Raw genomic sequence first — 23,556 nt, 5'->3', positions numbered from 1 at the left:
CAGGTTTAAAATGACACAACGTCAAAATTCTGCACTGCGTTATATTGCCTTACTGCGTCTCTTTCCAAATTGCGCATGGTTCAATTTTGGCGCGTTGCAATTTGTGCTTATCTCGCTCGGCATCACGCTTAAGCTTGTATGGACCTAGTACTACACGGTACCAAGAGCTGCCTTCTTTCTTGCGAATCTTACTTTTAATGCCTTGGAAAGCGATATCCAATTTACGAGCATCCGCTTGCGCTGCGGTTTTGTACGCCCCACACTGCATGATGTAAGGGATATCAGAAATCACCTGCTCTTTGGCTTTAACTTCCACTTCACGGCTTGGCAAGCTATCAACGTAATCCCACTGCTCTTCAGGTGGTGGCGGCAAGGCTTTTTCTGGCTTAGGTTTCGGTTTCACCGGCGCTTGTACTACCGGTGCTGGCGGCTCTGGATCTTGGCTTAAAGAATACAAACCAAAGCCAAAAATACCTACAACGAGCAATGCCAAAAGCCCACTGCGCCATGGTTTGCGCTTGGGTGCTGCTTTCTTTTTCGCAGGCTTTTTACTCGCCCCGCGCTTCACATAATCTCTATTTGCCACAGTAGTACATCAAATCAATTATCTCTGTTGATATGTTATCTAGATTGCTATGGGATAACAATGTATTGCCTTGGTTAGTGTGGAGTAAACAATAAAATTCTGACACAAGATAACATTGGCCTGACTCAAGCCCGAAAGAAGCAACATAAGCAACAAAAAAACGACGCTCACATTGGCGTCGTTTCTAGCTCAAGCAAATAATGAATCAAGCAAGTGCTTATCAGTATTAGAGAGCTCTTGGTGGCGCAGCACTCTTACGTACCACTAATTGCGTTTCTAATAGACGCGACCCCGCACGGACATCATGACCACGCAGCAACTCTAGCATCATCAGCATGGCTTGACGGCCAATCTCATAACGAGGCTGTGAGATGGTGGTCAGCGGTGGATCGCAATATTGAGCGAACTGAATGTCATCAAAACCCACTACCGATAAATCTTGTGGTACCCGTAAACCAAGACGTTTTGCTTCTTGAATAGCACCAATCGCCATCGCATCGTTATGACAGAAAATCGCCGTCGGTGGCTCAGGCAGTGCTAGTAATTGTCTGACCGCTTTGGCACCCGCCTCAAAAGTGAACTCACCAAATGTGCTGTAAGTCGGGTTCATGGTAATGCCCGCGCGGCGCAATGCTTGTTGATAGCCTTGCTGACGGAATTGACACAGAGTCGCCGTTTCTGGCCCGGAAATTTGTGCGATGCGCTTATGACCAAGCTGAGTAAGATAGTTGACCACTTCAAACGCAGAGGTCAGGTTATCAATGTGAACCGTTGGCAGTTCAAGCTCAGGGGCAAACTCACACGCCATAACCATTGGCGGTAGGTTTTTCTGCTCAGGTTTGCTGACATCAAACGGCAGATCAGTACCAAGCAGCAACATGCCGTCAGCTTGCTTAGTAAAGACCAAATTCACAAAGGAATTTTCACGTCTTTTCTGCTGACCGCTATCGCCTAACAGAACAATATAACCATGCTCCATGGCTGCATCTTCAATACCACGAATGATCTCCGTGTAATAAGGATCGCAGATATCAGGAATGATCGCGATGATCGTTTTCGATTCGTTGCGGCGTAAATTACGCGCTAAAGAATTTGGGGAATAGCCAGCTTCTAACACAGCGTCTTCAACGCGCTTACGCGTGGCAGAAGAGACTTTTTCAGGATTCATCAGCGCCCTCGATACCGTCGCTGTTGAAACTCCCGCGAGCTGGGCAACATCCTTCATTGTCGCCATAAATGTAACCCTCTTAGTTAGTTCCTTTGGCGGTAGCGCCTTGGCCACCTAAACCGTATGAAAATCTCGATGAGTTTAAACTCATTCTTTGACTTATTTATCATTTCTCACTGACGATGCGCAATCGATTACCTTGTTATTCACTAAGGTGCGTAAAGCGTCAGCTACTAGTTTATTTATTTCACGCTATAAAGTTACGGGAGATTTAACAAAACCCAACCCGAGATAGAGATTTACGTCACAAAATTACGTTCTCATTCAACGTACGTGACATTGTAAACTGAACGCTAGCTTAAATCTTGCGGTTCTATATCTAGCGACCAACGTACTTTTTTGCTATCAGGTAACAACTCAATAGCCGGTTTGGCACTCATCAATAGTCGCTGCATTAATGGCCGCGTTTGTGTCTGCAATAACAGCTGCCAACGATATTTACCCGCTTTCTTGGCCAAAGGCGCAGGGGTTGGGCCAAGCACTTGGCAAGTGTCATCGAATAATGGATGCGCTTCCAAGGTATAGCGGACCTGGCGTAAAAATGACTCCACCACCTGACTATTATTGGCCTCAGCACGCAGCAAGGTTAAATAGGTATAAGGCGGTAACATTGCCATCTTTCGCTCTTGCAATGCAGTTTGAGCAAAATGCCCATAGCTTTGATTCAACAGCGCTTGGAGCAAAGTATGCTCAGGATGATGGGTTTGTAAAATCACCTCACCGGGCTTGCTGGCTCGCCCAGCTCGACCCGCCACCTGAATAAACAATTGTGCCAAACGCTCTGATGCACGAAAGTCACTACTGTACAGTGAACCATCCACATCAAGCAATGCGACCAAAGTGACATCAGGAAAATGGTGACCTTTGGCAAGCATCTGCGTACCAATCAAAATTTGATATTCACCTTTACGAATCGCGCTCAAGGCACTTTCTAAGCTGCCTTTTCGCCGAGTGCTATCGCGATCAATACGAATCGCTTTGTATTCTGGAAACAGTTGACTGAGCTGCCCTTCCAGCTGCTCAGTCCCTACCCCAACCGTCACCAAATTGGTCGAGCCACAACCCTGACACTGATGAATAATCGGTTGTTGCGAGCCACAGTGATGGCAGCGAATTTCGTTGCTGTATTGGTGATAGGTATAGTAGGCATCACAACGTTTACACTCTGCAATCCAGCCACATTCATGACACATCAAGGCAGGAGAAAAACCACGACGGTTAAGAAACAACATCACCTGATTACCAGCTGAAAGGTGCTTACGCATCTCTGCAATCAACGGGGCCGATAAGCCACTTTCCAAATAAAGTCCTTTCACATCCAGCACTTTATTGGTGGTCGGTTTCGCACTGCCAGCACGTTGGGTTAATTGCAAATAGTGGTACTTACCCGTCAAGGCATTATGTAAGGTCTCTAATGCCGGCGTTGCTGAACCCAATACAATCGGAATCTGCGCTTTGTTGGCACGCATTACCGCCACATCGCGCGCATGGTAGCGCAAGCTGTCTTGCTGTTTATAAGAAGAGTCATGCTCTTCATCGACAATAATAATGCCGAGATCAGCAAACGGTGTTAGCAGCGCCGAGCGCGTACCAATCACAATCCCCGCCGCTTTATCACGTGCCGACAACCACGCATTCAGGCGCTCAGTTTCATTCAAGCCAGAATGGATAACTTCAACAGGCACATTAAAACGCTTACGAAAACGGTTGATGGTTTGTGGTGTTAAGCCTATTTCAGGCACTAAAACCAAGGCTTGTTTACCCGCTTCGAGTACTGGCTTGATCAGGTTGAGATAAACCTCGGTTTTCCCCGATCCCGTCACCCCTTCCAATAGGTAACAAGCAAAACCATCCGAGCTATTTACGGTGGCGATCGCGACCGCCTGCTCTTGGTTTAATTTTGGTTTATCAACTTGTGCTTCAATCTCGCGCGGCCAAGCGTGAATGGTCGGTTTTTTCTCAATCGACTCAACCCAACCTTTTTCCAGCAAGTTTTTCAGTACCGTACTGTTGATGTCTTGATCAAGCAGTTGCTGATGAGAGACCGCGCCATATTGTAAAGCGCGCATGGCTTGCTCTTGCTTTACCGCTCGGCCAAGACCTTGCATCAACTGATTCTTGCCCTGCTCCGTTAACTGCCACTCCACCAGCGTCGAGAAATCTGCCGCTTTGCCTTTGCGCAGTGCAGACGGCATCGCATTAGCCAAGGTTTCACCCAGTGGATGCTGATAAAACTGACTGCACCATTTAAGTAGCTGATAAAGCGATTCAGGCCAAACGGGCTGCTGATCAAGCACTTGTTTAATTGGTTTAAGTTGGCTTTGAGTAAACTGAGATTGATTGGTTAACTCAGTGACAATACCAATTAAGGATTGGCGGCCAAATGGCACAGCAACACGCCCACCAATAATCGGAAATAGGTGGCTAGGGATTAGGTAATCGAATTGCTTATCCAGTGGAACGGGCAAGGCCACTCGAGCAATAGTTGGGCGCATATAGATTTAGCAGCATGAGTTAGAAGTACACGCTCAACAGTCTAAAGCAAAACCCGCAGCGATTCTATTTTAAGCCCAAGGCACACCCGTTCAGGACAAATAAGAGTATGGATGTTAAACTGCTCGTCATTGGTGAAAAAAGTAGCGTTTATTTGGGTAAATCAGTTGATCCTCAATCGAGGATTCATTACTATACTGCGCCTTAGCACTATGGCTCGGTGATTTATTCATTAAGCGGTAGAGCGAAATTTTTTTATTAACCACGTGTGGTGTCCGGCTTAGATTCGGATAGCGACACGGCCTATTTGAGGTTCTCCCATGAAAGCTGGTATCCACCCAGAATACAAAGCAGTAAGCGCTACTTGTTCTTGCGGTAACTCTTTTGAGTTCAACTCAACTCTAGCTAAAGAGTCTATCCACCTAGACGTATGTGACAAATGTCACCCATTCTACACTGGTAAGCAACGTATCGTAGATACAGGCGGCCGTGTTGATCGCTTCAACAAGCGCTTCGGTGCACTATCAAGCAAGAAGTAATTTCTGCTTTGATACTAAATTGAAAAAAGGACGCTTAGGCGTCCTTTTTTATTGCCTCTCATTTGCCTCTTTTCACACCCTCTCTTTAGCATTTTGTGATCGATCTGGTCTTATCAGCTAACAATCGGCCTACAATAGCAATATCAATCGCAATCCTCGCTATGCAGCTTGACTTGCTTCCTCTAGAATAACTTTTGCTTAACAATTGCCACAAAAGAATCAATACAAAATAGAGAGCCTAGCCTTATGTCAGATGACCATTCCCAAGAGTTAACCGCTGAAGAACAGTTCCGCCAACAAGCTTTGGATTATCACGCCCTACCAACGGCGGGTAAAATTGCGGTTGAGCTAACCAAACCGGCGGAAACGGCTTTAGATCTTGCCCTAGCCTATAGCCCTGGTGTGGCTGAACCTGTGCGTGAAATCGCGCAAAATCCAGATAACGTTTATAAGTACACCGCAAAAGGCAACATGGTCGCGGTGATCTCAAACGGCACGGCAATTCTTGGTTTAGGTAATCTTGGTCCTTTGGCATCAAAGCCTGTTATGGAAGGTAAAGCGCTGCTCTTCAAACGCTTTGCTGGCTTAGATTCGATTGATATTGAAGTCAAACACCGCACGATTGAGGAGTTTGTTGATACGGTGGCAAACATCGCTGATACCTTTGGTGGCATCAACTTAGAAGACATTAAAGCGCCAGACTGTTTTGAAATTGAAAAGCAGTTGATTGAACGTTGTGATGTACCCGTCTTCCATGATGACCAACACGGTACGGCAATTGTTACCGCGGCGGGCATGTTGAACGCCGTTGAACTGCAGGGCAAAAAACTCGAAGATGCGACCATCGTTTGTTTGGGCGCTGGCGCGGCTGCGGTTGCGTGTATGGAGCTACTGATCAAATGTGGCGCCATGCGCGAAAAAATCTACATGTTAGATCGTAAAGGCGTGATCCACACTCGTCGTGATGATTTGAACGAATATAAAAAGCTGTTTGCCAATAACACTGATAAACGCACGTTAGAAGATGTGATTGAAGGTGCTGATCTGTTCCTTGGCGTATCAGGCCCTAATCTACTCCCGCCTGAAGCGCTAAAACTGATGGCGGATAAGCCAATCGTCTTTGCCTGCTCTAACCCTGACCCGGAAATCAAACCGGAACTGGCTCATCAAGTGCGTGATGATTTAATCATGGGTACGGGCCGTAGTGACTACCCGAACCAAGTAAACAACGTACTGTGTTTCCCGTTTATTTTCCGCGGCGCATTAGATGTCCGTGCCAGTGAAATCAACGACGAGATGAAATTGGCCGCAGTCGATGCAATTCGTCAACTCGCGAAAGAACCTGTACCAGTTGAAGTACTTAAAGCGGCGGGTGTCGAATCTTTGGAATTTAGTTCAAGCTACATCATTCCAAAACCAATGGATCCTCGCCTGCTGCCTCACGTGGCTAAAGCGGTTGCTCAAGCGGCGGTTGATTCGGGTGTCGCGCGTATTGAAATGCCTGAAGGGTATATGGGTTAGAGAAGCGAGAAGCGAGAAGCGAGAAGCGAGAAGCGAGAAAGGCTAAAGGTGATGCTCTCGATTCTCAAATCTTTTTCACTAAAAACAAAAAACCGCAGTTAAACTGCGGTTTTTTTATTTCTGGTTGGAATGGTGCTCGCTCCAACAAGAACAAGATTAGTCATCAAAAGCTTCAAATTCGATGCCCATCGCGGTCATCAATTGCTTGGCTTCCGTTGGAATATCATCTGGACGATCTTTTCTTAAATCTTCATCCGTTGGTAGCGGCTGACCTGTGTAAGCATGCAAAAATGCCTCGCAAAGTAGCTCACTGTTTGTAGCATGGCGTAGGTTATTGATCTGACGGCGAGTACGCTCATCAGTTAAGACCTTCAATACTTTTAATGGAATTGAAACGGTAATTTTTTTTACTTGTTCGCTTTTCTTTCCATGTTCAGCGTATGGACTTATGTATTCGCCATTCCAGTCTGCCATTGCGCACCTTCACATTGTAGTTAGATTTAAATTTTGCTATCCGTAATTTTAGCGGCTTTTAAGGCTACAAGCAAAGACATATAGACGTCTAGATGTATTGACGGCTCAAAAAATGAGAAGTAAAGTAGAGTAAATGGATTGTGAATGCGTTGTATCAAGCAATAACTCGAGGAAAAAGAGCATTGCTAACTGATCAACCTATTCGTACTGACAAGTTAATATTGTTCGGAAGGAAACACATATGAGCACCCGCAAACCAGCCACTATCGCCGTTCGCACTGGCATTGAGTCCGACACCCAACACCACGCGGTAGTTCCACCGATCTACCTGTCGACCAATTATGGTTTCCCAGCTTTTGGTGATGTCCCTAAGTACGATTATACCCGTTCTGGTAATCCAAATCGCGGTTTATTAGAACAAACTTTGTTCGAGCTGGAATCCGGCAAAGGCGCGGTAGTGACCAACTGTGGTACATCCGCTTTGAATTTGTGGGTGACAACCTTTCTTGGCCCGGATGATCTGATTGTTGCCCCGCACGATTGTTATGGCGGCACCTACCGACTGTTTAATACTCGTGCGCAAAAGGGCGACTTTAAAGTCCTGTTTGTCGACCAGTCCGATCCGCAAGCACTCGCAGAAGCTTTAGCTCATAAGCCAAAATTATTGCTGATTGAAACACCATCGAACCCATTGGTGCGCGTGGTCGATATTGCTCAAGTGTGCCAGCAAGCTCATCAAGTAGATACCTTGGTTGCCGTCGACAATACCTTTTTGACACCAGTGTACCAAAAGCCTCTCGAACTGGGCGCAGACTTTGTTATCCACTCCACTACCAAATTTATTAATGGCCACTCCGATGTGATCGGCGGCGTGGTGATCACCAAAACTGAGCAACATGCAGAAGATCTTGCATGGTGGGGGAACTGTATTGGCGCAACCGGCACACCTTTTGATAGCTACATGACTCTACGTGGCATACGTACACTCGGTGCACGTATGCGCAGCCATGAAGAAGGCGCAACACAGATTCTCGACTATCTGAAAAAGCACTCGCTGATTGAGCGTATTTATCACCCTAGCTTGCCGGAACATCCTGGTCACGAAATTGCTCTCAAGCAACAATCAGGCTTTGGTTCGATGCTGAGTTTTGAATTTGCAGGCAATTTTGAGCAGCTCAAAACCTTCGTTGGCGCTTTACAACTCTTCTCACTCGCCGAATCTCTTGGCGGTGTAGAGAGTTTGATTTGTCACCCAGCCTCAATGACTCACCGCGCGATGGGTGAAGCCGCGCTGGCTGAAGCAGGCGTATCACAACAATTATTGCGTTTATCGGTAGGCTTAGAAGACCCACAAGATCTGATTGACGATTTAGAGCAAGCCTTTAACGTGATTCTGGAGGATCATTAAATGAGCGTAGAGCGCCAACTGCATAAATTTGGTGGCAGTAGCTTAGCGGATCCAGAATGCTATCGACGTGTGGTCGATATTCTAAAAGAGTACTCGTCCACAGAAGACTTGGTGGTAGTGTCTGCGGCGGGCAAAACCACCAACCGTCTAATTGAGTTTTTAGAAGGGCTCAATAAAGATGGTCGTTTAGCTCATGAAGCACTGCAAAACCTCAAACAGTTTCAAACCAATCTCATCGATGAGCTGATCACTGATGAAGTAAAAGAGACATTATTAGCTGAGCTTAATGATGAGATCCGCACGTTAGGCGAGTTAACCGCGCCACTAAGTGATGCAGCGCAAGCGGCAGTATTAGGCCATGGTGAAGTGTGGTCATCTCGCCTGCTAGCCGCGCTACTTAACCAACAAAAACTGCCAGCACGCGCCCAAGATGCACGCGCTTTTTTACGCGCGGAAGCGGGCACACAACCGGAAGTGGACCGCGGTGCGTCTTACCCTTTACTTAAAGCAGTATTAGCACAACACGCCCATCATCGTATCGTGATCACTGGCTTTATGGCGCAAGATCATCACGGTGATACCGTATTGCTTGGTCGTAATGGTTCAGACTATTCCGCCACCGTGATTGGGGCATTGGCGCAAGTTTCACGCGTCACCATCTGGAGTGATGTGGCGGGCGTTTATAGCGCTGACCCGCGTCTTATCTCCGATGCTTGTTTATTACCATTGCTGCGCCTTGATGAAGCTAGTGAATTAGCTCGCTTAGCGGCGCCAGTTTTGCATAGCCGTACCCTACAACCTGTCGCACAAAGTGCGATGGATTGTCATCTGCGTTGCAGCTATCAGCCAGAATCAGGTTCAACCCGTATTGAGCGTGTGCTCGCATCAGGTCGCGGAGCAAAGATTGTCTCTTCCCTTGATGATGTGATGCTGATTCAGCTCAATTTTGCTTCCGGTCATGATTTTAGTCGCCTGCATAAAGAAACCTTAGCCAGTTTAAAGCGTGCTCAGCTCGAACCACTGGCGTTTGAGGCACAAGACGATCAACACAGCCTGTTTTTAGCTTATACCGCTGAAATTGCTGGCGGCGCATTGCGTCATCTGCAAGATGTGGCGACGGAAGCGGAAATCAAACTCAAAGAAGGCTTTTCGATGGTTGCCGCCGTCGGTGCGGGCGTCACCAAAAATGCCAATCACTGCTACGGCTTTTATCAACAACTTAAAAATGCACCGGTTGAATTTATTTGCGAATCCGCTTCAGGGCTTAGCTTGGTAGCGATACTGCGTAAAACCTCTACCGAAGATTTAGTTCAGGGTATCCATAAACAACTGTTCCAAGCACAAAAACGGGTTGCGATAGCCCTATGTGGTAAAGGCAATATTGGCAGCCGTTGGCTGGATCTGTTTGCTGAACAAAAAACCGAATTAGAAAAACGCCGTGGAATGAGCTTTGAGCTGGTCGCAGTCATTGATAGCCAAACCTACTGGTTCAATCCACAAGGTATCGACGCGGCAAGCGCGAACCAACGCTTTGATGACGAGTCTATCCCTTATCAAGGTGGTGAGTGGATAGCTCAACTTGGTGCGATTCAAGGTTATGATGACGCGGTAGTACTGGATGTCACTGCAAGCCAAGAACTGGCCGAGCGCTATGTTGAGATTGCCGAGCAAGGAATGCACCTGATCTCTGCTAACAAGGTAGCGGGATCGGCTTCTAGCGAGTACTACCATCAAGTGCAAGATGCCTTTGCTAAGATCAATCGCCACTGGCTCTACAATGCAACGGTTGGTGCTGGCTTACCAATCAACCACACTGTGCGTGATTTACGTGAAAGTGGCGATGAAATTGTCGCGCTGTCTGGGATTTTCTCCGGCACTCTCTCTTGGCTATTCCAACAATACGATGGCCAAGTGCCATTTGCTGAATTGGTTGACCTCGCGTGGCAACAAGGCCTGACTGAGCCTGACCCGCGCCATGATCTCGATGGTTCGGATGTGATGCGTAAATTGGTGATTCTCGCGCGTGAGTCTGGTCTGTCTCTAGAGCCTGAAGCGGTCAAAGTGGAAAGCCTAGTGCCAGAAGAGCTCGCCGAACTGCCACTGGATGACTTTCTCGATAAAGGCCAATTACTTAGCGAGCGCTTAGCCGAAAGGTTAGAGAAGGCGCAACGTGAAGATAAGGTATTACGCTACGTCGCGCGTTTGGAAAAAAATGGCAAAGCCACCGTTGGCGTTGAAGCGCTAGCCAAAGAGCATGCTTTAGCTAACTTGCTGCCGTGTGACAACATCTTTGCCATAGAGAGTAAATGGTACAAAGACAATCCGTTGGTGATTCGAGGCCCTGGTGCTGGGCGAGAAGTAACGGCTGGTGCCATTCAATCGGATTTGAATTTATTGTCTAGCCAACTGTAATCAATATGGCGTCGTAGGCTCTCTCCGGCGCCATTATTTTCTATTCTCGGCCTACACCTCTCTTAACCTTCTGCTTTTACTGCTTCTTTTTGTCGTCAGCTTTTTATTTCTTAGCGCTCGTCAATTTACGTTATCTTTGTTAAGTTGAAGATGTCTAATTGTGAAGTTGAAAAAAATTCATACTCAGTTTGTTGACATTAACTTACATTCAATTCATTCTGTGGACATATAGACGTCTAAACGTTAAAAATGGATTTTATTTAGAGGGTGGCAATGGTAGCCACAGGGAGAGCAAGATGGGATACACGCACGCCAGTCATATCGACGCTTTGAATCAGAATGTCGCTGAACTATCTGACAACATCAATGTGTCCTTTGAGTTTTTTCCACCAAGCAGTGAAAAGATGGAAGAAACCTTGTGGAACTCTGTACACCGTCTTAAAAATCTCAAGCCTAAATTTGTCTCGGTAACCTATGGTGCTAACTCAGGTGAGCGCGACCGTACTCACTCAATCATCAAAGAGATCAAAGCAGAAACAGGCTTAGTCGCAGCCCCTCACCTCACTTGTATTGATGCTTCACGCCAAGAGCTTGTCCAAATCGCGGATGATTACTGGGCAAATGGCATTGAAAGTATCGTCGCGCTACGTGGTGATATTCCCCCTGGCGGCGGCGCTCCTGATATGTATGCCTCAGACTTGGTCGAACTGCTGAAATCTCGTCACGACTTTGATATTTCCGTAGCTGCGTTTCCAGAAGTTCACCCAGAAGCCAAAAGTGCCCAAGCTGATCTACTTAACCTCAAGCGTAAAGTCGATGCGGGCGCTAGCCGTGCTATTACTCAGTTCTTCTTCGATGTAGAGAGCTACCTGCGTTTCCGTGATCGCTGTGTTGCGGCGGGAATTGATGTAGAGATTGTACCGGGCATCTTACCTGTTTCTAACTTCAATCAAGCATCGCGCTTTGCGGCGCAAAACCATGTCAAAGTGCCGGGGTGGATGGCAAAGCAATTTGAAGGTTTGGATGATGACCCTACCACGCGCCAACTGGTTGGTGCCAGCCAAGCGCTTGATATGGTGCGCATCCTAAGCCGTGAAGGCGTAAAAGATTTCCACTTCTACACCTTAAACCGCGCTGAAATGACTTACGCGTTATGCCATACGCTGGGTGTGCGTCCACAAGCTTAATTTGCCTAAGTGAATAAATCGGCCAGATGTAAAAAAGGCAGCCTAGTTAGGCTGCCTTTTTCATTTAAATTCGCTTTGTAACCATTCACGCAGAATGATTTACACAGTCAGTAATCGCGAAATTACTCTACGTCGTCCATTTTACCTAGTAGGTTACGGATACGATCTTGCCATGCTGAATGCTCTTGTTGCATTGCGGCTGCTTTTTGCTCTAGCTCTTCACGGTTAGCGCGTAGTTCACTTGCTTCTGAAGCCAATTGCTCTTTTTCTTCTTTAAGCTCTTCTACTTCCATTTGAAGAAGTGAAATTGTATCTACTGCAGTTTGAATTTTTGCTTCTAGTTGTTCTAGTACTTCAAAAGACATCTTAGCCTACCTTTGTTTGTTCGATTGAGGTGAAGCTCGCTTCACGTATTGCCTTCATTCTACTCAGCACTGGATGGATAAACACGCGCTATATTTGATATTTTGCGTCATTCGCTCAAAGTTTCACCACATATTGACATTTACCTAACGTTAACCGCTCGGCAACGCAATTTCTCCAGCTCTGATACCACTTTACTGTGCTTTATTGATCGAGTTCAATCCCGACACGGCAAAAAAGCAAACGTTTACTATTGGTTGTGATAAAATCGCGCCGAAATTGAATCATCCTTCCTTCTTACTAATTGGAGTCATCATGAAACGCGATTTAGCAATGGCATTTTCTCGAGTCACTGAAGGGGCAGCTTTAGCTGGCTACAAATGGCTAGGCCGTGGCGATAAAAACGCAGCCGACGGCGCAGCTGTTGAGGTAATGCGTACCCTACTCAATAAAACTGAGATCAGCGGTGAAATTGTGATTGGTGAAGGCGAAATTGATGATGCACCAATGCTGTACATTGGTGAGCAAGTTGGCGTGGGCGGCGATGCGGTTGATATCGCGGTTGACCCAATTGAAGGCACTCGCATGACGGCAATGGGCCAGTCAAATGCACTGGCGGTACTGGCTGCAGGCGAAAAAGGCAGCTTCCTGAAAGCGCCTGACATGTACATGGAAAAATTGGTGGTTGGCCCTGGTGCGAAAGGTTGTATTGACCTAAACAAACCACTTAAAGAAAACCTTGAGAACATTGCCAAAGCACTGAATAAACCACTTGATACCCTTGTGGTGACAACACTAGCAAAACCTCGCCACGACGCTGTTATTGCTGAGATGCAAGCGATGGGTGTACGCGTATTCGCGGTGCCAGATGGCGATGTAGCGGCATCAATCCTCACCTGTATGCCAGATAGCGAAGTGGATGCGATGTACTGTATTGGTGGCGCACCAGAGGGTGTAGTTTCTGCGGCGGTTATTCGCGCGCTTGATGGTGATATGAACGGTCGCTTACTGGCTCGTCATGATGTAAAAGGTGATAGCGAAGAAAACCGTATCTACGGTGCCGCCGAGCTTGCTCGCTGTAAAGAGATGGGCGTTGAAGCAGGCATCGTGCTGAAGATGGAAGATATGGCCCGTAGCGACAATGTTATTTTCTCGGCAACCGGCATCACCAAAGGCGATTTGCTTGAAGGCATCTCACGCCAAGGCAACATCGCAACCACGGAAACACTGCTGATTCGTGGCCGTTGCCGTACCATTCGCCGAATTAAATCAACGCACTATCTAGAGCGTAAAGATCCTGAAGTACGCGATATTATTCTGTAATCGCTACGCGGATTAGAAACTAAAAAGGATGGCTTTTGCCATCCTTTTCTATTTGTAACGGCAGTAAGCGTGTTAACAGCCTACGCCCACTAGCACTCGGTTTTTCCCCGCGACTTTCGCTTGGTATAAGAGCGCATCCGCTTGGCGAATCCCTTTCTCTTGCCACAACCACTCAAGGCTTTCGATACTGTCACGAGCATAAATCACAGCCCCACCTGTCGCCGTGACGGAAACATATTTGCTATCAGACAAACAAATTGCCGTACTGATTTCACGCTGGACCCGCTCAACCACCGATTGTATCTGCTCGTGGGATTCACCCGTAATCGCAATCACGAACTCTTCACCACCAAAGCGCGCAATAAGATCGGACTGCCTTAAACTAGTACTGAGCAAGGCAGCAATAGCACAGATGACTTCATCCCCAGCATCGTGTCCTAAGCTGTCATTGATTGCTTTGAAATCATCAATATCAAATACCGCGAGTGCGATAAAGTCTTGTAGCTCGACATCTTTCAGGTAGAACTCAAAACCACGGCGATTGAGCATGTTGGTCATCGGATCGCACATTGCTAGCGATCGTAAACGTGTTTGCGTTGAGCGAGTATCACGGAACCAAATTAAGCAAAGACACAGCATATATCCCCAAAATAGGCCGACAAACTGTTTTTGCTCCGCTTGGAAGAGCAACTTCAAGTGTGTTCGCTTCGATTCTTTGACGGTGAGATAAAGACCCGTTTCTTGATTATTCACCATGACGGGATTGGAACAAGTAAAATCGAACGCTTTGGGATTATTTTCCATTTGCTTGGGCGTTAGCCGATAGCTGGAATATCGGTCTGCGACTAAATCATCTAGATAGCTATCGATGGCTAATACCCCTCTAAATTCGCCATCAACATATATCGCGCGTGTAAGCGTGATCACTCGTCGTCCGGTCATATAATCTTGATAATCACCGGTATACACCACTTTATCATCCTGCAAGCGCTGCATAGTGTTAACCCAATACGGACGCGTGCTAATAACAGCATCAAAGGCATCCCCTTCGATTGATTCAGCAAATGCTTTCGGGGTCGAGATGATAAATTTATCTTTTGATATGAAGTAGATGGCGGAAATATGGCTGATCGTTTTGGTAAAATAAGCCATTGAGGGAGCAACAAACATGCGCTTATAAGCCAACGCATACAGCTCTGAGTTGGTATCGCACATTTCCGCAGGGCCAGAAAACATAAAGTCATAATCTTGCCCTTGGTGAGATTGACCACCAAAGTTGCAAGTTATGCCATTTAACTGAATGGTGTGCGGTAGAACATATCGTTCGTTCTGCAACGGATATAACGCCGTAATACTGTACTCTAATGCGTTGATTACTTGGGTTGTATCTTCCAATAATCGCTCAACGCGTTGTTGTTCATTACCATATCTTTCTCTGACTTCATCTTCTGAATCTAATACCAGAAACATAAATATCAGCAAAAATAGTGTTGTGATCCCTACAAGCTGTCGTTTAATCCCTAATTCACCGGACGCATTCACTTATTTATCACTCAGTATCACTGAACTGGAATATCACTTTATAACTCGTTGTTTAAATTGAGTTACTGCTATTTAAGGCCAAATACAGCCTCAATTACGTGCTACAAGCACTAAAAAAAGCCGAAGCAATTGCTTCGGCTTTTTTATCAATCTGCACTGAAATAGTCACTTTCAGTTGAAGGCGTGGAGTGTATGCGTATCTCCGACCACCTTCAACCGTTTTATCAAAGTCACTATCAAGTAGTGAGAAGCGATGATTACATCATGCCGCCCATACCACCCATGCCGCCCATACCACCCATATCAGGCATACCAGCGCTTTCTTTTTGTGGTAGGTCAGTCACCATTGCTTCAGTCGTGATCATTAGACCCGCAACCGATGCTGCGAACTGAAGCGCAGAACGAGTTACTTTAGTTGGATCTAGGATACCCATTTCGATCATGTCGCCGTACTCACCCGTTGCTGCGTTGTAACCGTAGTTACCTTCTCCAGCACGAACGTTGTTAGCAACCACTGACTCTTCATCACCAGCGTTCTTAGTGATTTGACGAATTGGCGCTTCCATTGCACGTAGAGCAACACGAATACCGACATTTTGCTCTTCGTTGTCACCTTCAAGGCCAGCTACTTTTGATGCTGCGCGGATAAGAGCCACACCACCACCAGCAACCACACCTTCTTCAACCGCTGCGCGAGTTGCGTGTAGTGCATCTTCTACGCGGTCTTTCTTCTCTTTCATTTCAACTTCAGTTGCTGCGCCAACTTTGATTACCGCAACACCACCAGCCAATTTTGCTACGCGCTCTTGCAGTTTTTCTTTGTCGTAGTCTGAAGTTGCATCTTCAATCTGTTGACGAATTTGCGTCACGCGACCTTGGATCATCGCTTCTTCACCTGCACCATCGATGATGGTAGTGTTTTCTTTAGTGATCGCAATGCGCTTCGCTTGACCTAGGTCTTCTAGCGTTACTTTCTCAAGATCTAGACCGATCTCTTCTGAAATCACCGTACCACCAGTTAGGATAGCGATATCTTGTAGCATAGCTTTACGACGGTCACCAAAACCAGGCGCTTTAACAGCCGCAACTTTCACGATGCCACGCATGTTGTTCACAACTAGCGTCGCTAGTGCTTCGCCTTCTACGTCTTCTGCAATGATAAGCAGTGGACGAGAAGCTTTAGCTACTGCTTCTAGTGTTGGTAGCAGTTCGCGAATGTTTGAAATTTTCTTATCAACCAATAGGATGAATGGACTTTCTAGATCCACTGAACCCGCTTCTTGGTTGTTGATGAAGTAAGGTGACAGGTAACCGCGGTCAAACTGCATACCTTCTACTACATCAAGCTCATCTTGCAGTGCTTGGCCTTCTTCAACCGTGATAACGCCATCACGACCTACTTTTTCCATTGCTTCTGCAATGATGTTGCCGACGGTTGAGTCTGAGTTTGCTGAGATTGTACCCACTTGAGCAATCGCTTTAGTGTCGTTACATTCAACAGAAAGCTCTTTAAGCTGCTCGACTGCTGCGACAACCGCTTTATCGATACCGCGCTTAAGATCCATTGGGTTCATGCCCGCAGCAACGGCTTTTAGGCCTTCAGCGATGATTGCTTGTGCAAGTACGGTTGCGGTAGTCGTACCGTCGCCCGCCGCGTCATTCGCTTTAGAAGCCACTTCTTTCACCATTTGTGCGCCCATGTTTTGGAATTTGTCTTCCAATTCAATTTCACGCGCTACAGATACACCATCTTTAGTGATTACTGGTGAGCCAAATGATTTGTCTAGTACTACGTTACGGCCTTTAGGGCCCAATGTTACTTTTACCGCGTCAGCTAGAATGTTGACACCTTCTAGCATTTTAATACGTGCGTCATTACCAAATTTAACGTCTTTAGCAGCCATCTTTAGTTTCCTTTTCTAAATTCTTTCCCCGTCCTATTTGAACTTTCAGCGGTGTTGACTGGTATTCGACAATTTCATCACATAGCTATTTATGTATAGTTACCTATGCTCAGAAACTTGTCGCTCTGGTCGCCTACCTGAAACTCCAAATCGTTTGGGGTAACTCTCTATTATTTTCAAATCTGAGCAAAAAATTACTCAATGATTGCTATTATTCAACAATTGCCATGATGTCGTTTTCAGACATGATCAACACTTCTTTACCGTCGATCTTTTCAGTTTTAGTGCCGTAGCCTTCAGCGAAGATAACCGTATCACCCACTTTTACGTCCAACGGTAACACTGTGCCGTTTTCTAGGATGCGGCCTTTGCCAACAGCTAGAATAACGCCGCGAGTTGATTTTTCCGCAGCAGAACCCGTTAATACAATGCCACCAGCAGATTTTGATTCAACTTCTTGGCGTTCTACGATAACTCGGTCATGTAATGGACGAATGTTCATCGGTCGTCTCTCCTGAAATTTTCATGTTATTTGATAATTACTTTGAAGAGGATTCAAAGCCTTGTGATAACGATATGTGGGCAAGTGCAGCAATACCAAGGGCAGAGATGGGATTTTTTTGTGAGACAGACAACAAAAAGGGCTCGAAGGAGCCCTTAGAACAAATTGCTAACGATTATCGCCAATCAGGAAAGCGTTCAGCGATAGAAACCACGTTCATTTTATCACTGCTCACCTTATCACCGTTTATTTTGTCGCCATTCGCCGCTTCGCCGCCTTGCAAAGAATGTTGAAACTTTTGCACTTGCTTCATTAATTCTTGCATCAATACCACATTGACATGATTAGGGTTTTTACAATGACCAACCACACGATCAATATGGCTTTGCTGAGCCCAAAGCCTTGGCTGCATATCCTGTGAGGCTGACTGGATCATCTCTTCGCATTTGTCTCGCTTGAGTTGTTCAAAAGCGGCTTCATCTTCTTGAGCCAATTTAACCAATTCATCAAACGACGGTAGTTTCTGCGCTGGTAGATTCATTGCAACCTCACCTATCTCAATCACTCCATGTAATATTGAGCCTAGTTCATATGTGAAGTTGATGCGTAATGCTGAGGAATCCCCTAATGATTTTGATAAAAATCATAAATTTAAGGTAGATGCACATCTTGTCATGTGATCAAATGGTTCTGAGAAAAATCAATAACCAGACAACAAGATGTGCGAACTCGATATTTTACACGACTCTCTTTACCAATTCTGCCCTGAATTGCACTTAAAACGACTCAACAGTTTAACGCTGGCTTGCCACGCATTACTTGAATGTAAAACGCTCACTCTTACCGAACTTGGTCGTAACCTGCCAACGAAAGCCAGAACAAAACATAACATCAAACGAATCGACAGATTGTTAGGTAATCGTCACTTGCACAAAGAGCGACTCGCTGTATACCGTTGGCATGCCAGCTTTATCTGTTCAGGTAATTCGATGCCCATTGTTCTTGTTGACTGGTCTGATATTCGTGAGCAAAAACGGCTTATGGTATTGCGGGCTTCGGTGGCACTACATGGTCGTTCTATTACTCTTTATGAGAAAGCCTTTCCGCTTTCAGAGCAATGTTCAAAGAAGGCTCATGACCAATTTCTAGCCGACCTTGCAAGCATTCTACCGAGTAACACTACACCGCTCATTGTCAGTGATGCTGGCTTTAAAGTGCCATGGTATAAATCCGTTGAAAAGCTAGGTTGGTACTGGTTAAGTCGAGTCAGAGGGAAAGTGCAATATGCAGATTTAGGTGCGGAAAACTGGCAACCTATCAGCAACTTACATAGCATATCCTCAAGTCGCTCAAAGACTTTAGGCTATAAGAGGTTGACTAAGAGCAACCCAATTTCATGTCAAATTGCACTGTATAAATCACGTCCTAAAGGCCGAAAAAATCAGCGTTCGACACGGACTAATTGTCATCATCCGTCACCTAAAATCTACTCCGCTTCGACAAAAGAACCATGGGTTTTAGCGACTAACTTGCCCGTTGAAATCCGAACACCAAAGCAACTTGTTAGGCTCTACTCGAAGCGTATGCAAATTGAAGAAACCTTCCGAGACTTGAAAAGCCCAGCCTACGGTTTAGGCCTCCGTCATAGCCGAACTAGCAGCTCAGAGCGCTTTGATATCATGCTGCTAATCGCCCTAATGCTTCAACTGACATTTTGGCTTGCTGGAGTTCATGGTCAGAAACAAGGTTGGGATAAGCACTTCCAAGCTAACACTGTCAAAAATCGAAATGTACTCTCAACAGTGCGCTTAGGGATGGAAGTTTTGCGGCATTCTGGCTACACAATAACGAGGGAAGACTTGCTCGCGGCTGCAACCCTGCTTGCTCAAAATCTATTCAAACATGGTTGTGCTTTGGGGAAATTATGAGGGGATCCCTCAGTGCGTAATGTAGCTGTCTTATTTTTAAGACAGCACTCTAAAGGTAATAAAGCAGCTTAACTCGCTAAGATAAGCCTCGCAGTGAAATTTCACCGCCGATATAGGTTTCTAATCCTTGTGCAGTCTCAATTAACACCGCGCCCTGCTCATTGATCCCACGAGAGAGTCCGGTCACTTCTCTATTACCCATGATAAGCTTGATTTCACGATCTAAGAAGTTATCAAGTCTATTCCAACGCTCAACAAAGCCATGCATGCCGGTAATTTCGTATTCATTTAATGCGTTTTGCAACGTATTGATTAAGGTCGCCGCCAATTGGTTTCGGTCGATTGCGCTTTGCGTGACATCAGAGAGGGATGTCCACGGTTGGCTAATATTTTGCGTGACGCTTTGTTCGTGATTAGCCATCATCAGATTCATGCCCATACCAATCACAAGATGTGCAGCTGCGCCGGCTTGACCTGACATTTCGACCAAAATACCGGCCAATTTTTTATCTTGGTAATAGAGGTCATTCGGCCATTTGAGCTTGATGCCTTCGATACCTAGCTTCTCTAAAGCCTCAACAATCGCCACACCAACGACTAAACTGAGCCCCATAGCACCGGCCATGCCGGCTTCTAAACGCCAATACATGGAAAGGTAAAGGTTGCTACCAAATGGTGAGATCCACTCACGGCCACGACGCCCGCGTCCCTTGGCTTGGTATTCTGCAAGACACACCGCACCTGATTCCAGGTTATTAATACGCTCTAACAGATACTGATTGGTTGAATCAATCACCGGTATTAATTCGACTGGCGATTCAACCTGCGATTGAAGCCATGCTTGATCAAGCAATTGCATTGGCTCAGAAAGTTTGTAGCCCTTACCTTGCACACTAAAAATATCCACGCCCCATGCTTGGATACCTTTGACATGCTTGCTTACCGCCGCTCGTGAGATCCCCAGCATTTCACCCAGAGCTTCGCCTGAGTGAAAACTGCCGTCAGCCAGTTGATTTAAAATGGTCAGCTTGATTGCATGCTCTTTCATGACGCAGCACCTTGTACAAGTGAGCCTCTTAGCTCAACCAAATTAGTTTCATGCTGCGCGCCCATAAAACGCACTTCATGTTCCAGCTCAACGGCATATTTTCGCCAAACGGTTTGACGAATATGGTCAGCTAATAAGATCACATCTTGCGCCGTTGCTTGATGCTTATTCACTAGTACTAGCGCTTGATTTGGATGTACTTGGGCGCCGCCTTGCTCAAAGCCTTTTAAACCGCACTGATCAATAAGCCAGCCTGCCGCCAATTTAACCCCTTCATCAACCTGAAAAGCGACGACATCAGGGAAAGCGGCCAATAACGCTTGGTATTGCTCTTGATTAATCACTGGATTTTTAAAAAAGCTACCGGCATTCCCCGTCACAGCTGGGTTTGGCAATTTTTCATTACGCACCGCGCAGACTTGGTCAAAAATTTGTTGTGCCGTGACGGTTTCAGCGGAAAAAGCTCTTAATGGTCCATATTCAATCTGTGCTTGCCATGCTTTATCAAGCTTGATGCCAACCGCAATGATGATCACTTTTTCAAACAACTGACGCTTGAAGATGGAATCTCGGTAACCAAATTCACACTCATTCGCAGCGATACGACGAACCGAAAAACCATCAAGATCCAGCACATCTACATATTCACAGACATCTTTCAGCTCTTTGCCATAAGCGCCGATATTTTGAATCGGGGCAGAACCGACACAGCCGGGAATTAATGCCAGATTTTCTAATCCTGCATAACCTTGCTCAACCGACCATTTTACAAAGTTTGGCCAATCCTCACCGCCAGCAACATGCAAATGCCAAGCAGAATCAGACTCCACCACTTCAATACCTTGTAAGCGATTGATCATTACCACGCCAGAAAAATGCTCCGTAAAAAGCATATTACTGCCCTTACCCAACATCAATTTTGGCAATGTCGACCATGATGGATTTTGGTATATCTGCTGAACATCTTCCACTGAAGAAACTTCAACAAGTACCTCACACGATTGCTCAATGGCAAAAGTATGATGTGGACGTAGACTGGCATTCATTTGTATTTGCATGGGATTCGTTTGCATCAGGCAAGTTAAGTCATTTACACTGCCGCCATTCTACATAGATATCGGTGGATAGAGAATGAATGAGCTAAGAATAGAAACGCTTGACCCCATAAAACTGCCGCTGGTGTCGCGTTTATACAAAGCCTACTACCCTTCTGGTAAAGCAAAAAAAAACGAACAGACCATCGTCGCTTACCATGAACAACAATTAATTGGTGTGGTGCGTTTTAGACCGATTGAACAATATCAACTACTCACTGGTATGTTGGTCATTCCCGAACAGCGTGGTAAAAACATTGGCCATGCGTTATTACTGCACTGCCAACAATCAATTTGTAATGACAACACCTATTGCTTTGCCTATCCGCATCTTGAAGATTTCTATCAACAGCACGGCTTTGCCACTGTAGAAAAATCTATCCTTCCTGCATGTTTAAAGCAGCTATTTGAACGTTACACTGGCAGTGGCAAAGCACTCATTCCGATGCATTATCAAACGGTTTTGTTATGAAGTCTGCGTCATGACTAGTACTTGTTTGGTGAGATTTGCTAATATTCACCATCAGCTTGTTTGGCCGACGCTTTTGTCGCCACTTTTGAGGTTACTCGTTCACTATGATTGCTAATAGGTATTCTTTGCAGCATCTCCCAACTATCGCCCTAGATCCTGCTCAGTTTGAGGTTCTCTACGCGGCGCAGGATTTTCGTACCCGCTTAATTCAAGCGATTCGTGAAGCCAGTAAGCGTATTTACTTGGTGGCACTGTATTTAGAAGATGATGAGGCAGGACGAGAGATCTTAAGTGAGCTCTATCAAGCGAAGCAAAGAAATCCAGGTTTAGACATTAACGTCTGTGTGGATTGGCATCGCGCTCAGCGCGGCTTGATTGGCGCAGAGGCGAGCAAAACCAACGCCTGTATGTATAAAGCGTTCTCTGAGCAATATGAACATAAAGTTCCAGTTTACGGCGTGCCTGTTCGAGGCCGTGAAGTGTTTGGCGTACTGCACCTAAAAGGCTTTATCATCGATGATACGGTGATCTACAGCGGCGCTAGCTTAAACAATATTTATCTCAATTATAACGATAAGTATCGTTTCGACCGCTACCACATGCTGACCAACCCAACCTTAGCGGATACCATGGTCTCTTTTGTACAGAGCGAAATAATTGCTCACCCAGCAGTCAATGTTCTTTCTTGCCCTAAAAAGCCAGACACCAAAGAGATTAAAACCAGTATTCGTCAACTTCGCGCATCGCTAGCTAAAGCGGCTTATCAATTCGACAGTCAAGAAGTCTCGACAGAACAGGTCGCCGTTACGCCATTAGTTGGGGTGGGTAAAAAGCGTAATCGCCTCAATCAAAGCATCAATCAATTGGTAGCTTTAGCGAAAGATGAGATTTTCATCTGTACCCCTTACTTCAATTTCCCACGCAGCGTGGCGAAAGAGATCAAACGCGCAATTAAACGCGGCGTGAAAGTAACGATTGTGGTAGGCGATAAAACCGCCAATGACTTTTACATCGCGCCCGAGCAAGAATTCAAAACCATTGGTGGCTTGCCGTATCTTTACGAGCGCAACCTGCGCCAGTTTGCTAAAGCCAACGAAGCACATATTGCCAGCCGACAGTTATCAATCCACTTGTGGAAACACGATGCCAACAGCTTCCATCTAAAAGGCATCTGGGTCGATAAGCGTTATATGCTACTAACCGGCAATAACCTCAACCCACGCGCTTGGAAGCTCGATTTAGAAAATGCCTTATTAGTGCAAGATCACTACGATCATTTGACCGCAAAATTTGAGCGTGAAGTCGAGAACATTCTGCAAAACACCCAGCTGATTTGTACCTACAAACAGCTAGAGAAACTCGAAGACTACCCTGAGGTCGTGCAGAAATTAATGCGCAAGGTCACGCGAGTCAAAGCGGACCGAGTGTTGAAGCAAATATTGTAATCCGCTCCCACTTAAATACTCTCAAGGTTCACAAAGAAAGCGCTAAAGCGCTTTCTTTGCTTATACCAACCACTCTAACAGCGTCGC

20 protein-coding genes are annotated in these 23,556 nt (G+C 46.0%); 9 read left to right on the top strand and 11 right to left on the bottom strand.

Annotated elements, in window-relative coordinates; all coding sequences use genetic code 11:
- Positions 1–49: 49 nt before the first annotated feature.
- The 3 genes from RJD38_RS07335 to priA form a co-directional block, all read right to left on the bottom strand.
- Complete coding sequence (locus tag RJD38_RS07335) at positions 50–586, bottom strand: SPOR domain-containing protein (protein WP_065545810.1); 537 nt, start codon at positions 584–586, stop codon at positions 50–52.
- A 226-nt stretch (positions 587–812) separates the two neighbouring features.
- Entirely contained in the window at positions 813–1,868 is a 1,056-nt protein-coding gene (cytR, locus tag RJD38_RS07330; protein WP_257784174.1) for a DNA-binding transcriptional regulator CytR, read from the bottom strand.
- A gap of 239 nt (positions 1,869–2,107) precedes the next feature.
- On the bottom strand, positions 2,108–4,309 hold the full coding sequence (gene priA / locus RJD38_RS07325) for a primosomal protein N' (protein WP_065545811.1): 2,202 nt from the start codon (positions 4,307–4,309) through the stop codon (positions 2,108–2,110).
- Positions 4,310–4,627: 318 nt separating this feature from the next.
- Between priA and rpmE the strand changes: the two genes are divergently transcribed.
- Positions 4,628–4,846, top strand: coding sequence for a 50S ribosomal protein L31 (rpmE, locus tag RJD38_RS07320; protein ID WP_005593644.1), 219 nt, complete (start codon positions 4,628–4,630; stop codon positions 4,844–4,846).
- A 246-nt stretch (positions 4,847–5,092) separates the two neighbouring features.
- On the top strand, positions 5,093–6,367 hold the full coding sequence (locus RJD38_RS07315) for a malic enzyme-like NAD(P)-binding protein (RefSeq protein WP_065545812.1): 1,275 nt from the start codon (positions 5,093–5,095) through the stop codon (positions 6,365–6,367).
- 156 nt (positions 6,368–6,523) lie between these two features.
- On the opposite strand, the gene metJ is transcribed toward RJD38_RS07315, so the two are convergent.
- On the bottom strand, positions 6,524–6,841 hold the full coding sequence (gene metJ / locus RJD38_RS07310) for a met regulon transcriptional regulator MetJ (protein WP_005593642.1): 318 nt from the start codon (positions 6,839–6,841) through the stop codon (positions 6,524–6,526).
- Between the two features lie 241 nt (positions 6,842–7,082).
- Here metJ and RJD38_RS07305 point away from each other — a divergent pair, with 241 nt between their 5' ends.
- The 3 genes from RJD38_RS07305 to metF all read left to right on the top strand — a co-directional run bounded on the left by RJD38_RS07305 (position 7,083) and on the right by metF (position 11,848).
- Positions 7,083–8,249, top strand: coding sequence for an O-succinylhomoserine (thiol)-lyase (locus RJD38_RS07305; protein ID WP_065545813.1), 1,167 nt, complete (start codon positions 7,083–7,085; stop codon positions 8,247–8,249).
- Positions 8,250–10,661: a bifunctional aspartate kinase/homoserine dehydrogenase II gene (locus RJD38_RS07300; protein ID WP_065545814.1), complete on the top strand. Its 2,412-nt coding sequence runs from the start codon at positions 8,250–8,252 to the stop codon at positions 10,659–10,661.
- Positions 10,662–10,957: 296 nt separating this feature from the next.
- Positions 10,958–11,848 carry a methylenetetrahydrofolate reductase gene (gene metF, locus RJD38_RS07295; RefSeq protein WP_065429681.1) on the top strand — a complete coding sequence of 297 codons (891 nt, stop codon included), beginning with the start codon at positions 10,958–10,960 and terminating at the stop codon, positions 11,846–11,848.
- A 122-nt stretch (positions 11,849–11,970) separates the two neighbouring features.
- Here metF and zapB read toward each other — a convergent pair whose 3' ends face one another.
- Positions 11,971–12,213 (bottom strand): cell division protein ZapB, encoded by a 243-nt coding sequence (zapB, locus tag RJD38_RS07290; RefSeq protein WP_005593637.1) that lies wholly within the window; start codon positions 12,211–12,213, stop codon positions 11,971–11,973.
- A gap of 313 nt (positions 12,214–12,526) precedes the next feature.
- On the opposite strand from zapB, the gene glpX reads away from it, so the two are divergent.
- Positions 12,527–13,534, top strand: a complete 1,008-nt coding sequence (gene glpX, locus RJD38_RS07285; protein WP_065545815.1) for a class II fructose-bisphosphatase — start codon at positions 12,527–12,529, stop codon at positions 13,532–13,534.
- 72 nt (positions 13,535–13,606) lie between these two features.
- Here glpX and RJD38_RS07280 read toward each other — a convergent pair whose 3' ends face one another.
- From RJD38_RS07280 to RJD38_RS07265, 4 genes are all read right to left on the bottom strand, one after another.
- Positions 13,607–15,004, bottom strand: a complete 1,398-nt coding sequence (locus RJD38_RS07280; RefSeq protein ID WP_231893137.1) for a sensor domain-containing diguanylate cyclase — start codon at positions 15,002–15,004, stop codon at positions 13,607–13,609.
- 329 nt (positions 15,005–15,333) lie between these two features.
- Positions 15,334–16,980 carry a chaperonin GroEL gene (gene groL, locus RJD38_RS07275; protein ID WP_065429679.1) on the bottom strand — a complete coding sequence of 549 codons (1,647 nt, stop codon included), beginning with the start codon at positions 16,978–16,980 and terminating at the stop codon, positions 15,334–15,336.
- A gap of 211 nt (positions 16,981–17,191) precedes the next feature.
- Complete coding sequence (locus tag RJD38_RS07270; RefSeq protein WP_006713483.1) at positions 17,192–17,482, bottom strand: co-chaperone GroES; 291 nt, start codon at positions 17,480–17,482, stop codon at positions 17,192–17,194.
- A gap of 175 nt (positions 17,483–17,657) precedes the next feature.
- Complete coding sequence (locus RJD38_RS07265) at positions 17,658–18,023, bottom strand: DUF3135 domain-containing protein (RefSeq protein ID WP_065429678.1); 366 nt, start codon at positions 18,021–18,023, stop codon at positions 17,658–17,660.
- Positions 18,024–18,201: 178 nt separating this feature from the next.
- Here RJD38_RS07265 and RJD38_RS07260 point away from each other — a divergent pair, with 178 nt between their 5' ends.
- On the top strand, positions 18,202–19,410 hold the full coding sequence (locus RJD38_RS07260) for an IS4 family transposase (RefSeq protein ID WP_032073033.1): 1,209 nt from the start codon (positions 18,202–18,204) through the stop codon (positions 19,408–19,410).
- A gap of 76 nt (positions 19,411–19,486) precedes the next feature.
- On the opposite strand, the gene birA is transcribed toward RJD38_RS07260, so the two are convergent.
- The gene (gene birA, locus RJD38_RS07255) at positions 19,487–20,458 is read right to left on the bottom strand and encodes a bifunctional biotin--[acetyl-CoA-carboxylase] ligase/biotin operon repressor BirA (protein WP_065545817.1); all 972 of its coding nucleotides are present in this window, start codon (positions 20,456–20,458) and stop codon (positions 19,487–19,489) included.
- Positions 20,455–21,516 (bottom strand): UDP-N-acetylmuramate dehydrogenase, encoded by a 1,062-nt coding sequence (murB, locus tag RJD38_RS07250; RefSeq protein ID WP_065545818.1) that lies wholly within the window; start codon positions 21,514–21,516, stop codon positions 20,455–20,457. The genes birA and murB overlap by 4 nt, the downstream gene beginning before the upstream one ends.
- 73 nt (positions 21,517–21,589) lie before the next feature.
- Between murB and RJD38_RS07245 the strand changes: the two genes are divergently transcribed.
- Both RJD38_RS07245 and pssA read left to right on the top strand, forming a co-directional pair.
- Complete coding sequence (locus RJD38_RS07245) at positions 21,590–22,024, top strand: GNAT family N-acetyltransferase (protein WP_367971414.1); 435 nt, start codon at positions 21,590–21,592, stop codon at positions 22,022–22,024.
- A gap of 104 nt (positions 22,025–22,128) precedes the next feature.
- Complete coding sequence (pssA, locus tag RJD38_RS07240) at positions 22,129–23,469, top strand: CDP-diacylglycerol--serine O-phosphatidyltransferase (protein ID WP_065545820.1); 1,341 nt, start codon at positions 22,129–22,131, stop codon at positions 23,467–23,469.
- The last annotated feature ends 87 nt before the right edge of the window (positions 23,470–23,556 follow it).

This window comes from Vibrio scophthalmi (assembly GCF_040869025.1).
Classification (GTDB): Bacteria; Pseudomonadota; Gammaproteobacteria; order Enterobacterales; family Vibrionaceae; genus Vibrio; species Vibrio scophthalmi.
The sequence above is the reverse complement of the archived record's forward strand: the minus strand, read 5'-3'. Positions and strand labels throughout refer to the sequence as shown.